This window comes from Vibrio tasmaniensis, from assembly GCF_024347635.1.
GTDB classification, from domain to species: Bacteria; Pseudomonadota; Gammaproteobacteria; order Enterobacterales; family Vibrionaceae; genus Vibrio; species Vibrio tasmaniensis.
This window is the reverse complement of the sequence record NZ_AP025510.1, coordinates 1,395,214-1,409,327: the sequence shown is the minus strand read 5'-3', so window position 1 is coordinate 1,409,327 and position 14,114 is coordinate 1,395,214. Positions and strand designations below refer to the sequence as shown.

General features: G+C 43.1%; 14 protein-coding genes. 2 read left to right on the top strand and 12 right to left on the bottom strand.

Features of this window, described 5'->3' with window-relative positions:
* Window positions 1–36: 36 nt before the first annotated feature.
* From OCV44_RS06430 to OCV44_RS06395, 8 genes are all read right to left on the bottom strand, one after another.
* Entirely contained in the window at window positions 37–927 is an 891-nt protein-coding gene (locus OCV44_RS06430) for a hypothetical protein (protein WP_139684979.1), read from the bottom strand.
* Window positions 928–1,056: 129 nt separating this feature from the next.
* A complete protein-coding gene (locus OCV44_RS06425) occupies window positions 1,057–1,704 on the bottom strand; it encodes an HAD family hydrolase (protein WP_139684980.1) in 648 nt (215 codons plus the stop codon).
* A gap of 124 nt (window positions 1,705–1,828) precedes the next feature.
* Window positions 1,829–2,215 (bottom strand): NUDIX hydrolase, encoded by a 387-nt coding sequence (locus OCV44_RS06420; RefSeq protein ID WP_139684981.1) that lies wholly within the window; start codon window positions 2,213–2,215, stop codon window positions 1,829–1,831.
* Between the two features lies 1 nt (window position 2,216).
* Window positions 2,217–2,591, bottom strand: coding sequence for an MmcQ/YjbR family DNA-binding protein (locus OCV44_RS06415; RefSeq protein ID WP_139684982.1), 375 nt, complete (start codon window positions 2,589–2,591; stop codon window positions 2,217–2,219).
* Between the two features lie 29 nt (window positions 2,592–2,620).
* A complete protein-coding gene (locus tag OCV44_RS06410; protein ID WP_139684983.1) occupies window positions 2,621–3,097 on the bottom strand; it encodes a MazG-related protein in 477 nt (158 codons plus the stop codon).
* 95 nt (window positions 3,098–3,192) lie between these two features.
* Entirely contained in the window at window positions 3,193–3,669 is a 477-nt protein-coding gene (locus OCV44_RS06405) for a GNAT family N-acetyltransferase (protein WP_139684984.1), read from the bottom strand.
* Between the two features lie 303 nt (window positions 3,670–3,972).
* Entirely contained in the window at window positions 3,973–4,290 is a 318-nt protein-coding gene (locus OCV44_RS06400) for a Dabb family protein (RefSeq protein WP_139684985.1), read from the bottom strand.
* Between the two features lie 216 nt (window positions 4,291–4,506).
* Window positions 4,507–4,746: a hypothetical protein gene (locus tag OCV44_RS06395; protein ID WP_139684986.1), complete on the bottom strand. Its 240-nt coding sequence runs from the start codon at window positions 4,744–4,746 to the stop codon at window positions 4,507–4,509.
* Between the two features lie 255 nt (window positions 4,747–5,001).
* Here OCV44_RS06395 and OCV44_RS06390 point away from each other — a divergent pair, with 255 nt between their 5' ends.
* Window positions 5,002–5,886, top strand: a complete 885-nt coding sequence (locus OCV44_RS06390; protein WP_139684987.1) for a LysR family transcriptional regulator — start codon at window positions 5,002–5,004, stop codon at window positions 5,884–5,886.
* Between the two features lie 127 nt (window positions 5,887–6,013).
* Here OCV44_RS06390 and tnaA read toward each other — a convergent pair whose 3' ends face one another.
* From tnaA to OCV44_RS06375, 3 genes are all read right to left on the bottom strand, one after another.
* Window positions 6,014–7,486 (bottom strand): tryptophanase, encoded by a 1,473-nt coding sequence (gene tnaA / locus OCV44_RS06385; protein WP_139684988.1) that lies wholly within the window; start codon window positions 7,484–7,486, stop codon window positions 6,014–6,016.
* 804 nt (window positions 7,487–8,290) lie between these two features.
* Complete coding sequence (locus OCV44_RS06380) at window positions 8,291–9,964, bottom strand: GTPase family protein (RefSeq protein ID WP_139684989.1); 1,674 nt, start codon at window positions 9,962–9,964, stop codon at window positions 8,291–8,293.
* Window positions 9,951–11,063 carry a YcjF family protein gene (locus OCV44_RS06375; RefSeq protein ID WP_139684990.1) on the bottom strand — a complete coding sequence of 371 codons (1,113 nt, stop codon included), beginning with the start codon at window positions 11,061–11,063 and terminating at the stop codon, window positions 9,951–9,953. Before OCV44_RS06375 ends, OCV44_RS06380 begins: the two co-directional genes overlap by 14 nt.
* A gap of 240 nt (window positions 11,064–11,303) precedes the next feature.
* Between OCV44_RS06375 and OCV44_RS06370 the strand changes: the two genes are divergently transcribed.
* Window positions 11,304–11,813 (top strand): peptide-methionine (S)-S-oxide reductase, encoded by a 510-nt coding sequence (locus OCV44_RS06370; protein WP_139684991.1) that lies wholly within the window; start codon window positions 11,304–11,306, stop codon window positions 11,811–11,813.
* A gap of 139 nt (window positions 11,814–11,952) precedes the next feature.
* Here the strand turns inward: OCV44_RS06370 and OCV44_RS06365 are convergent, their stop codons facing one another.
* Window positions 11,953–13,725: a sodium:solute symporter family transporter gene (locus OCV44_RS06365; protein ID WP_139684992.1), complete on the bottom strand. Its 1,773-nt coding sequence runs from the start codon at window positions 13,723–13,725 to the stop codon at window positions 11,953–11,955.
* Window positions 13,726–14,114: the final 389 nt, after the last annotated feature.

The following is a 14,114-nucleotide window of genomic DNA, read 5'->3' as shown; positions in this document are numbered from 1 at the left end:
TCGATTCTGTGCGCTACCTCTACGTTTGTGTGTCATTTACTGTTCTAACAAACGACACTGATACTCTGCGACACATTTTAGTTCTGCAGTATGTGTTGGGAATCGTTCCTGAAGAAAACACAATGCATCCGCTAACGTTATCTGGTGCAGGTTCAATGTATACCCAAAAACCAATCGGTGGACATTGTCATAGAACTCATCTGAATTATCTGAGCTTTGACACTGCGCCAAGATAGCTTGATCAATCTCATCGTCAGGATCTTCCAAAGGGCTATTGGCCTGTTGATAGAGATTAAAAAGCATCGACTCATATTGCTCTTTCGATAAATCTTCCTTACAACGCAATATCCACGTAAGCGTAATTAGGTTGTGCCCAAAGAAACCAAACTGCTTTAAGCATGCTTGTAATACGCTATTGAGCTCTACGACTCCGCTAGTCTCAATGCTTTGGTCGCCATCAGAACGGGTCGATGTGACAAATTCTGTGAAGCGGTTAAGGAATGCTGGAATTTGAGACGGCTCTAAACCACGGTAAACACGATTCAGCGCCAATAAGATAGTCACATTGTGGGAAAGGTATTCGCTTGTTTGAGAAGCCAGCGAAACGCAATGCGAGAAGATATCTTGAAAGCCCTTATTCTCATGCCACTGCATTAAAGCAGTATACGACGCTGGGTATACCCCATTATCCAATATCCTGTGAATACGAAAATCTGAGAACTTGGGTGCTTGTAACATTACAGAATACTCGCCTAAAACTTCAATCTCAGTTTGGTCTATCAACTCACTCGTTTTAAGCCACACATTGTCGGTTATGCTGAAATAATCATTAAGGTGATTCGCAGCCAAATAAGCTTTTAATGAATGAGGTTGGTGGATGCTGGCACTGCTATAAAGTGCCTTTTCCAATAGTTGGTCGCTTGTCATGTTTCCTCCGTGAAACTGATGCTGAATAGAGGTGAATAAAACGCTCCTGTCTAAAAATTGTACCCAAAGCAATGAACCCAACTTTTAATCCAAAATGTAAGGTATTGAGAATCACAACAGATAACTTTGTTACACCAACACTTCATCGTAAGCACTGATTGATTTTAGTGCGCCACTTAAATCATTTCTCGTATTAAACTCATGCTTAACAGCAATAACGTCGCAACCACTAGATCTACCAGCACAAATACCAGCAGTTGAATCTTCAAACACGACTACATGTTCAGCTGACACGTTTAGATTTTGGAGTGCAAGGTTATACGCTTCAGGATCTGGCTTGTGCTTAGTTACGTGCTCTTGAGTGATTACAAGATCAAAAACATGGTCCAGTTGTAACGAAGTCAAAATATTATCGACCATCCATGTCGCAGCCGAGCTTACGACACCACATCTCTTACCTTCTTTTTTAAGATGTTCAATATACGATTTAGCGCCAATATTTAGCTCTAGCTCTTCACCTAACATCCGTTCGTAGTGGGTTCGAAAATAACGGTTAAATTCAGCTAGGTTTGGTGAAATCCCCGCATGGTCGAAAAAGTGCCCAGTCACTACCTGCCAATTTTCTCCCATGACATCTTTGTATATGTTGTAGTCCACTTGAACGTCATAATCTGCACAAGCTAGTGCCAATGCTTTGCCCTTTAACGGCTCTGAATTTACTAATGTTCCATCCATATCGAACAGATAAACTTCATAATCTTTCAATTTATTCTCCATGTTAACTTGCACAAAATCGCTACACGTAAAAGTCCCATTTAAAGCATATAGAGGAACTTAAATAACAGCTCATGCAGTAATATGTCTACTACATAGTAAATTCAATATTCAAACCAACTTTGAACTATGCATATCTACTCAAATAGTTCTCTATAAACTCTATATCTGCACAATAAAAATCATCAAGAGGAATCGCTGAGGGCTCTAGCCAATAGAAAGTTTGCTGTCTTTCTGCGTCGACTATTTCAGGCTCATCATTCTGATCCGCAAGCAAAACTACAGAATGAATCTCACCACCGAAGTTATTCAAAGCTTGATGAGTGCCGAGAAGTTGTAGCGCTTTAAGACCTGTTTCTTCCCACAACTCTCTAATTGCGGCTTGGCTACCCGACTCACCGGGATCAACTGAACCTCCAGGGAACTCAAATACCTTACCTTGGCGATGTCTAAAGCGTTTTTGGACGAGAACTTTTCCGTCTCTTACAACCACCGTCACAGCAATATTTTTCAAGTCAGCTTTCCTTGTCATTATCTATGCCCAACTCTCGTTGTTTACGTTTACTTAAGCCACTCGCAACAATTCGATAAGACTCAGACAAGTAATACTTTAGGTCATCGTCTAATTGACCATCAGTCTCAACTTGCTGTATCCATTTCATTCCACGGTTAGCAAAGTACGGAGCCGGTTTATAGCCCTCACAATCACTGAGAAAATCGTAATTTAAGTTGGATGTCTTAAAAGTGAATGCCGCTTTTTTGCCGTCACTCCAACCACCAATAGCAAAGACTTTACCACCCACCTTCCAGACATCTGAATTGCCCCATTGAACGACATGACTCGTCCCAGTAAATGTCCCGCAAAAATGGTTAAATTCATCGTAATTCATACTCATTTCCTTATGCACACAACATCAAATTAAGTGGCTAACGTCAGTTCTTGTATATCAATTAGGTCGACTTCCCTACCCAATATTCGCTTGTACTCGACTAACTGATGGACTGGAATGACTGGCAGTTCGATACCTTGATAGTCTTTAATTACTGACTCTGAAAAATCGATTGCGAGTTGATGCCAAGAGCCATCTAGAGCCGACTGTATCTTCGTATTATGAGATAAACCAATTTCAATTTTTTGTTCTTGGTAAATCAACTGGAAATACTCGAGATCCCAGCCGTATTCTGCGTAGTGAGTTAACGGTTTAGATATGAATTGCGATACGTGAGCCAAAACCTTATTTGCGTCGAAGTTGTGGATATAAAGGTCTATGTCTGCGATTTCACGACTGCCACCATGTATCGTTGCAGCTAGCCCTCCGACAATTTGATACTCAACACCCTCGGCATCCAAGAGTTCTTTGAGCCACTTCAGCGCTACTTTCACTTTTTCACTCATCTAATTCCCTTAGCTGAATTTTCCCTATACCAAAACATCTAATTGAGCAGCAATCATCAGTTATAGATACCGTGCACGTTTGTCATGCCGCTATTTCAACTTAAATGGCTCTTTGAATATTCAAACAACTTGAAATCATCTGATTGGTCTGGCTGTACTTCACCGACTTTGATATATCCTAACTTTTCGTAGAAATGGTGGTTTCTGTAGGACTGATAAGGGGTGAATAAAGTCCAGTTTGTGATATGCGAATACTGGTGTTCAATAAGGCTCATGGCTTGAGAGCCAATATGTTTATTTTGATACTGAACATCAATGTAGAAATATCGGATCTCAATACTGCTCTGCTCACCGCACTCTACGCAAATTGCCCCAGCATAGTCGCTGTTGTACAGCACTTTATAGAAATTACCTTTACTGACTTCGGCTTTAAACCACTCAGTTGACTCTATGTTTGGCGGGAACGCACCGTATTTTTCCACATCGTCTGCAAATGCGCTGAGTGCCGAGTTCTGCAGCTGTTGGATATCGGCAGTGCTGGCAAGTTCAAGTTGGAGGGTGATATCCGGCATAATTATCCTTAATTCATATACTTTCGACCTAGTGCCCATTTATGTAACGCATTGTACCAACGCAACATTTTCCTTTGGCATATAGACATTACGAAAATATAAACCATTCACATTGCCAATAACATCGCTAACTTACCAAGATCAAGCTTAGCTCTCATGCTTCATCCCTAGCCTGCTCTTTATTATTCGTGACATCTTAAGTGTGTATGCTGTAAGTAGATCTACTTTTGGTCTATACGCTTCTATCAGTTTGAACTTCGAACGTTGATCTTTATCCTTTGTAAGCCCACAGAGCCAAACTAATTACAGTGAATAATCAAACACGATGATGTCATCCAGCAACGGACGAAACACATCTTTCAGCGCATCATGCTCTGGATGCGGAAGGTAATTCTGACGGCCTTCTTCATCGGCGAACGTCATTAACACAGAGTGGGTATAACCTTGATTCTTATTTTCAGGGCTATCATTTAACCCCGATTCTACTGAAGTAACCCCTTCAATTTTGCTTGGCATCGCTTCAAACAACACTCTCAACTTTTCTACCTCAGAGAGGTCTGCCGTTTCTTTGAATTTTATCAATAAAATATGACGAATCATTCCCGTTTCATTTCGAGTCATTCCTAGCCCTTTTCGAATCGTTCGCTTGCTCGTTTGTCATGCTGAACCAGCACCGAGTCGCGTTCTTAAGTTAGAGGAGAACAAAATGCCACACGTTACACACCATGCCAAGGCTAGATCACTAGAGTTTATAAAATACTCCACAACCCAATAACGAGAAATGCTGCACCCAAGGGCGCAGCATTTCTCATGACAATGGTAAGCACATCTCTAACGTTAGTCGCGACGACCATTCAACTGAATCGCTTGGTCTTGAGCAACGTTTCTTTCGAATTTTATTCCACTATTCGCAGCTTCATTTCTTCCCTCAAGTGTAAAGTCAGATTCAACACGCTCAGCCTTTACTTGATTAGCTTCGCTCCTTGTCATGTCGATAGTACCGGTATAAGTACCTTCAGCCGCAAAAGCGGTATTCATTGAAAGAGCCATTAAGCCTAGTGCGATTAACTTGTTCATACATCACCTCTTGGTACTTTAATATTATGTTCGTTTGATTGCTGTGTGCCTCTGTTGAAGTAACTTTAACAATCGAACATAAACCATTCGAGGAAAAGCAAGATTTACCAAATGGAAAATCAAGGGATTAGCGAAGTTCTGACGCGGTGCTGTCTTATAATATTTTTATTGGCACTATGATATTAGAGTCACATAATCTCAGTACGCCTGCCGCACAGAGATTTCTGCCTATAGAAGGATTCATTTGGAGAGCCTGTGGACATCAATCTAGACATTCAAAATATCCTCGTCATCAAGCGTATGTATGAACTTCGCAATGTTGGACTGGTTGCGGAATCGCTAGGTAAAACCTCCGGTGCGATCAGCAAGAACCTTTCGAAATTAAAGGTACAACTCGAAGACCCTTTATTTGTTCAAACCAAACATGGGTTCGAACCGACGACATTTGTTGAAAATAACATTGATAATTTTGAGCAGATACTAAGCAGTGTTGAAGCGATAAAACACCAAGCCTTCTGCCCGAATTCATATCGAGGTGATATCAAAATCTACGCGAATACACTGTTCTGGGAGCGCTTTGGCTCCAAACTCCTATTTGCTCTGACTAAAGCAGCCCCGCATGCTCGCTATTCGTTTCTTAGGTGGGGAAGCAACGCTAGGAACAGGCTCATCGATGGTGAGGAATCCATTGCAGTTCACTACTTTGATGAAACCTTGCCACAGTCGATTTCTCAAAAGGAGTTCGGGGAAGGAAAAGTGGTTTTCTTCGTGAGAGACGATCATCCAGCGCAAAACTTTGAATCGCTCGCCGACTATCCAATCGCTCTATTTAAAACACCAGGATGGAATGACAATAAATATCCGGTCCTTGAGCGTCTTAAAAATATCGGTTTTCACGTAAACCCACGAGTGGAAGTCGACCACCCTGCGATGATTCACAATGTTATATTCAATTCCGACTATTTTGGTATCACTCTCAGTGGCAGTGTGCCAGAAGGCTGTCGCAGCATGGACTTGCCAGAAAAATTGACCATAGATGTGAGCTATGTGATGAGCTGCCGTCGTTCGCAAAAAGATGCACCTTTGAATCAATGGCTATTCCAAATGTTGAAATCTACCCTGAAAAACAAACAAGCGTAGTTCAGCTTTCAACGGATTAACTACTTAAAAGCTTAGCTGCCTTACTCCCCTACCATCCAAAAAAAGAAAAGGCTCCCGAGGGAGCCTTCGATTAGGGTTCTAGTGACTATTCGCTTATGTTTTTATTTTAAAATGCTTCTTCGAGCGTTTGGCCGCTCTTTTTTTCTGCTTGTTTCTCACTGATTTCGACCTCTTTCAAGCGAGCGGTGAAGTGTCTTAACACTGGTGGTTCGTAGGTAAAGTCGAGCCCTTTCACTTTCCCAGCATTCTCTTTCACTTTTTCAAATGCTTCGATAATGAAATCCATGTGAGTTTGTGTGTAGGTCGCGCGAGGAATGGTAAGGCGCAATAACTCTGCAGGGCATGGATGTTGCTCGCCCGTTGCTGGGTCACGACCTTGCAGTAAAGAACCAATCTCAACCGCTCTGATACCTGCTACTTTATAAAGCTCACACGCCAAAGCATGCGCGGGGAACTGACCAGCAGGAATATGAGGTAGCAATTTACCCGCGTCGACAAATGCGGCATGACCACCCGCTTGCTGACACACGATGCCCATCGCCTCTAAGCCATCAACCAGGTATTGAACCTGACCGATGCGGTATTCCAGCCAGTCTTGGCGCATGCCGTCATAAAGGCCAACCGCAAGGCGCTCCATTGCTCCGCCCTCTAAGCCACCATAGGTTGGGAAGCCTTCTTGCACGACACACAAGGTACGACACTCTGTGTACACATCCATGAAAGAGTCATCTTTAAAGCACAACAAACCGCCCATTTGTACCATTGCGTCTTTCTTGGCAGACATGGCTAATCCATCTGCATATTTGTACGACTCACGGGTAATTTGCTCGATAGTCCAATCTTGATAACCGGCTTCGCGCTGCTGAATGAAGTAAGCATTTTCAGCGTAGCGTGCAGAGTCCATGATCACTGGAATATCGTACTTCTGAGCGATTTCATAAACGGCTTTAAGATTAGCGATAGAGACAGGTTGTCCACCAGCCGAGTTACAAGTAATGGTGCTCACGATGTAAGGAACGTTGGCAGCACCCGCTTCTAAGATCGCCTCTTCCAGTTTCGCAACATCGAAGTTGCCTTTGAAGTCGGCATTCACTGAAGTATCAAATGCTTCTTTGGTGTAAACGTTCTTCGCCACACAGCAATTCACTTGTGTATGACCTTGTGTGGTATCGAAGAAGTAGTTAGACAGGGCAACCATTTTACTGCGATCAAGCCCTTTTTCGATTTCACGCTTCTTGATAAGAACAGGAATGTAAATCTGCTCTGCGCCACGCCCTTGGTGTGTTGGAATGGTCAGTTCATAGCCAAAGATATCTTTCACCGCATTCGACAGCGCATAGTAACTGCGGCTACCACTGTAAGCTTCATCACCCATTAACATCGCGGCTTGCATACGCTGTGTGATTGAACCCGTTCCGCTGTCTGTCAGCAAGTCGATAAACACGTCATCACTGTCGAGCAAAAATGGGTTCATACCCGCTTCCACAATGGCTTGTTCACGATAGGCGCGAGTCGTTCTTTTTACTGGTTCTACAACGCGAATACGAAACGGTTCTGGTAGATGTTTGAAGTTTTCCATAATAGTCCCTTTCAACAAATTCAGCCTATAAGGGGAAGGCCAATTTTATTATTTTTTAGATGTCACGAGTCATCACCATTAATTTATTTTCACGCACGACCACTCTCGTGATAATTACGATAAAAATTAATAGCTAGAAATAGATTATTTAATCAATGACGTATTGATTAGGATCCAATTAATAATAAATAAGAGATAAGAACTGCATGTATAAAAACACAAATAACTAGCGCATGAGTTACGACATTTCTTAAGATAGAATTAACAGGATTGGCAAAGCGCAAGGGCTCTGCTGGCGCGTGACGCCTAGAGGGTACTACTCTGAAGAAAGGCGGAACGAGAGCTGATGATCTAAAGTATACCAAGCTAACAAGGTTAGCCATGTTGTTGACTGCCATTTAAGATACATGTTCACAATATATCCCTACGTTGAAATCAAGATGATCCGAAATTTAAATATAGTGCAATTTTTTTATAAATACAGCTTAGAAAAGTATAAATGTGATCAACACTTAGAATGATAATTAAATACGACAGCATGTTATATAAACTGTGAATATCGTCAGTTTATATACTATTAAACTAGTTCGCGAGTTAAACAAGCATCGATAAATAGCTGTAGTGGTAAATAACGGTCGTTCTAAATAGCAGTAGTGAAAACAGTTTCGGAAATAAAGGTTCAATAATAACTAGTGATAGATAAAAACAAGCTCTGATAATAAATGAGTAACGTTAACTTCGTCTTCAATCTCATCAGAGCTTTATTGCTATTTCCATTGCCATAGCTATTGTTATTAAATCAGGTTACTTCTTCTTAACCACTTGTTTAATCGCCATTTCAGCTAACTTCGGTGTCGCGGCTTTCAGCGCGCTTGGTGCGACCTTTTTACCGGCTTTTACTGCTTTGTTCAGCTGTCCTTTGACCGACGTCCCTCTTTTCATTGCTTCAAAACGTTGGCGATTTCTCTGCACGTTATTTGCGTCAGCGATACGTTCGAGCAACGTCTGCCTTAAAATATCTAAACCAAACTGCTCCTTTTCTGGTGCCATCGCCAGCGGCAAAGCAATGTCCGGCTGTAACAGTGTTTGATTGTATTCGAGCGCTTGAGCAATGATCTTACCCTTGGCCGATGTCGGGCTCTCTAAGTCATAAGGCGGCTGCCACTCGTCAACAGGTTTTAATCGATCGACCTGGTTTACAACCGAGACAACGATTGGCTTCTTACGTGAGATGTTCTTCGGATCGTCATAGAAAGCGTCAAACTTATCCTTCAACTGTTTATCCAGTTCACGAGCCGATTGATTGGCTTTAAGCACCCAAAGTACCACATCGGCTTGAGTCATCTCTTTAAGCATCTGCGCTTCGGTTTTGGCGTTACCATCAAGCCCTTGTAGATCAACCACCCGAACGTCATTGTCATCGACAAACGCGTTATACACCGTTGAAGTATCGGTTGATGGTAGAACGTCGACCTCGGCAACCAGCTCTTGCTTAAGGGCATTAATCAGTGAGGATTTACCCGAACTTGTTTGCCCCACCAGCACAATTCGTACAGGCTCTAATTCAGGAGCAAAACGTTTCTCGTCGACTTCAGACACATCAGACGCTGTTAACGCTTCGTCTTCAATGCTGAATCGTCCGCTATAAAGATCAATTGCCACCGCAGCCACTTCATCTAACAAGGCTTGTTTGGCGGCGTATTGCATGTCATCCACCACACCTTTGGTCATGGTAGATGTGGCTTGTTCCCGACCTAAATCAGAAATCACCTTGAGTGGATTCAAATACAGGTTTTTAAGGTGGTTGCCCCAGATAGCCGCTTTGAAGATCTTCTGCCCTAGCTCACCGTATTTATCATAGGCTTCGTAGCCTGCTTTGATGTAAGAAACCTTAAGATATTCAATGCCGGGAATGTGTTCTTTCACCACCAGCTTGTATCGGCGGCTGACCTCTTCAAATAACTTGAGCCCTTCAGGGATAGAGAAGTCGAGCGATTTTTTATCAAACTTTTTGGCGACAAACTCGAGCACCTCTAAACCAGTTTGGTCAAGGTTGCCCCACTCTATCTCGACCATTAACTGCTGTCGTACATAGTGTTTTGAATCATTCCAAATCAACAGCTCAGCTTGCGACCATTCATCAGATGCTTTGACCATCGCATCGTTTACTAACGTACCATTGATATGTGCACTCTTAGTCGGTGATTCGGTTTCACCCTCGCTTGCTGGATTTGAAGACACATCACTATAAGTTGGTTCGCGAGAAGAGCGGCTAGAAATGAATAAAGGAATGGTGAACACCAAGGTACTCACCGCAATGGCAATCGACATTTCGACTAGGTAACCGTATTTGACCGCCAAGAAGACACCAAAGCCCATCATGATAATGCTTGGGAAGATCGCCGAAATCAGGGCTATGCCCCAACGCCCACTGGATAGCACAGCAAGTAATCGAAACAGGTTTCTAATTTTCTTCATAGCCCGACGCCGCCTTACCTTTTTTCAGGGATTCTTTGTAGATTTTTTGCATCTCTTGTTCAGAGACTTCTTCGCCTTTGTTCTTATGATAGAAGTAAAAACAAGCCGCTCGACCTAAACCATAGCTGGTGCCGAAACTCATGGCCGCTGCTGCAACCGCTCCGACCGTTTGACCATAAACCGGAATTAGCTTTATCAACTGTCGAGTGCCCAATTTCATGCCGTATTGCAAAGCAAAGCAGCTTCCCAAAGTGCCTATCAATTCACTGAAGACTCTCTTGTTCCATTCGACCCCATATTGATTCGCCAAACTATGGAGCATTTTCGCTTGAATCGCAGGTACCGATACCAAACCAACCCCCGGAATAAGGTCGCTCGCTGCAGCGCTTCCTGCATACCAAAGCACTTCGTTTTCTACTTGGTCAAAATTGGCTTCTTCTTGCGTGGAATGTTCTTTGTCGACCACCATCATGCCAATAACAGGAAGGATACTGGTCAGCTTTTCTAGCAAAACGTCATAGTTATAAATTGAGCCGCTGTTATTGCTCGAATCATCCGTTTCGAAATCGACCGCTACCGATTCAAACTCTTTACCCCAAGCCTTCTCTACTTGGTTGGTGTTGAACTGAACCTGCCTTGCTCGATCTGTTTCACCGGAAGACAACACTGCAGTATGAACAAGCAGCAAGTGTTTAATTTTCTTCTGTTTCTTAATCTGCTTTAGAGCCGAAAGCACGGCGGATTGTTCAGGTTCGTCGGCTTTCATCACAACGACTAACGCATTACCTGCCTGACCAATCTCTTCCAGATCCTCTTTCGCATCATAATTCGCTTCACTTAGACCTCTGGTATCAAGAAAGCGCATCACCGGTTTGTCTTGTGGGAATTCATACGACATCGCCGTCATGGTACAAGGCGCAAAACCATTGCCCACTTCTACAGAAGAGTTGCCAGTCACCGCTTGAATAAACGATGACTTGCCCGCCCCCGTTTTTCCCAAGAGCCACAATGTCGGCAGATGCTGACGCTGGTATTCATGGGCCTGAGTAAGATCTGGGTTCTTGCTCGGATTAATGAAGTCTTTTATTTGATCAAACATGTTTAGAGTAACGCTCACTTGATGTTGAGATTCGAGTTGATGACAAAGCAATACTGACTTATATAATCACAAATCATATTAAACTTATGTTTGTTCAGTCGCACAGGTTTACAATGCCTAAACACTTGTTTTTATTTGCGCGCTCATTTTTTATAGACGCTTTTTTATACGTGCGGGTATCATCGTATTGATTCACGGATCGAACAAACATCAACAAATACAGAGAAGTAAAAGGTAAGTATGGAACAAATTTATTTAGCTGGCGGTTGCTTGTGGGGCGTGCAAGAGTTCATCAAGTATGTGCCCGGAGTGATCAGCACAGAAGCTGGTCGTGCCAATGGCAGCTCCCAACCAACAGAGACCGAAGCATCAAAAAGCGATGACAACCAAAACGCTTATGATGGCTACGCTGAGTGTGTGCAGATTGAGTTTGACCCAAGCATCACTTCGGTCACGGTTCTAATGGAACATCTGTTTGAAATCATCGACCCATACAGCGTAAATAAACAAGGTGTCGATGTGGGCGAAAAGTATCGCACCGGAGTTTACAGCACCTACGCTCAACACTTAGCTGAAGCCGAGCGCTACATTGCATCACGTGAAGACGCAGACCGAATCGCTCTCGAAATACTGCCGTTGACCAAATACGTTGCCAGTGACGATATCCACCAGCATCACTTAAGTCAGTTCCCTGAAGATCACCACTTGTGCAATATTCCTTGGGATCTGCTGCATAAGTATAAATCTTAGGCTTGAGTCCTTAGCCTAGAAGCTAGAAACCGAACACTAAAAAGCCCCAACAAGCATATGTCTGTTGGAGCTTTTCAAACGAACGGCTACCGCAATCGGTAGCCGCTGTAAAAAGTTATAGTGTTTGATTTAATAGGAATTAACCTTCGGCTGGCGTTACTTCGTCTTGTTGCTCGACTTTGTCATCGACCGCTTTAACAAGTAACAGACCAACAGAGAACACAATCAAGCCACACAGAACGAATACCATGCGTCCCCACATTGGGTTTGGCAGTACAAACATAGTCATTACGCCCACACCCGCTACCGCGATAAGCGAACCCAACATACGACGTTGCTTGTTATCCAATTTCTTCTGTTCATTACTTTCAGCAACTAATGGTGTCGCTAGGTTGTTGAAGAACTTATCGACGTCTTTCTCACGATGTTCCGGTAATGGTTTGTAGAACAGTGTTGAAAGAACGAAGAAGCCAGCTGTAAATACGATGTGACCGATAAGGCCGATAGCCACTTTCAGGTCAGCCCACTCACGACCAGTTAGCTCATTTAGGCCGAACCAGTTTTGAATCATGTCCGCAGTGATAACGAAACCAACGAAGTAAGAAACCACACCACCTACAACTAGCGTACCCCAACCTGCCCAATCCGGTGTTTTACGGATGAAGAAGCCACAGAATGCTGGAATTGTCATTGGGAAGCCGATCAATGCGCCCACGTACATCATGGTGTCGAAAAGGCTCAGACCTTTAAGCGAGTTGATGAACAGAGCAACCAAGATGATCGCGATACCGAAGAAAGTAGACGTTAGCTTAGAAACAACCATTAGCTCTTTCTCTGTCGCTTTAGGGCGAAGAATCGGCTCGTAGAAGTTCTTAACAAAAATACCTGAGTTACGGTTTAGACCAGAGTCCATTGAAGACATAGTCGCAGCAAACATAGCGGCAATCAGAAGGCCAACCATACCTGCAGGCATGTATTCTTGAACAAAGTAAAGGTAAGCGAAGTCAGCGGCTTTGCTGCCAGCTTCTGGGTAAGCTGCTGCTAAATCAACACCTTGACCGGCCATGAACCAAGAAGGCATGAACCAGATGATTGGACCAAGCGTCATTAGTATACAAGCAAGCAGAGCGGCTTTACGTGCGTTGTTTGAGTCTTTCGCTGCAAGGTAACGGTAAGAGTTCAGCATGTTGTTGGTAATGCTGAATTGCTTTAAGAAGATGAACACAGCCCAGATGCTGAAGATGCTTAGGTAGTTAAGGTTGTCACCCGTAATGAATGAGTCCGTTGGGAAGTCATTGATGATCTGCGTAACGCCACCACCGTGGTAAATAGCAACCACTGCACACGTCACGGTTACTGCCATGATGATAACCATCTGCATAAAATCAGATGCGATTACCGCCCAAGAGCCACCCGTTACTGACATCACCAGTACAACCAGACCGGTTAGGATGATTGTTGTTGTCATATCAAAGCCGAAGATACCCGATGCGATGATCGCCAGACCGTTCAACCAGATACCCGCAGAGATAACGCTGTTTGGCATGCCAGACCAAGTAAATACTTGCTCGTTCACCTTACCAAAACGCATACGAATCGCTTCAATTACCGTAACAACGCGCAGTTGACGGAACTTCGGAGCGAAATAAAGGTAGTTCATTAGGTAACCGAATGCGTTAGCGATGAAGATAATCGCTACTGCAAAACCATCAGTAAAGGCTTTACCGGCTGCACCCGTAAATGTCCACGCACTGAACTGGGTCATAAATGCCGTTGCACCTACCATCCACCACAGCATGTTACCTCCCCCTCGGAAGTAATCACTTGTCGTACTTGTAAACGTTCGGAACATCCACCCTATCGCAATTAAGAATAGGAAGTAGATGCCAACTATCAGGGTATTGAGTTCCATCTTTAGACCTTTTAAATTATGTTTTTTTGTTAGGGTCACTATAGATAGATGGCAACCATATTTGTACTACAATAAGTTAAATGCGTGACAGTGATCTTACAGTCAAACACTCAAATAATCATACAAGTGATCGAGTTCAAATTTGCACCACCTGCGAGCATAATTCCTCAAGTGAGTGCAGCCACCTGCACTAAATTTCGGTCAAAACCCCAAAAAACATGAACAAAGTCTCTAAAACACGAAGAGTCATCGTTAAAAACTATTATTCGTCACGATAAAAGTTCAAATGCGAACAACAAAAAATTCGTTAAATATAATTTATAAAAATGAATCAAATCAACACATTTGTACTACAAATAATATTGAAGATCTGTTTTTTTGAAAGTTCC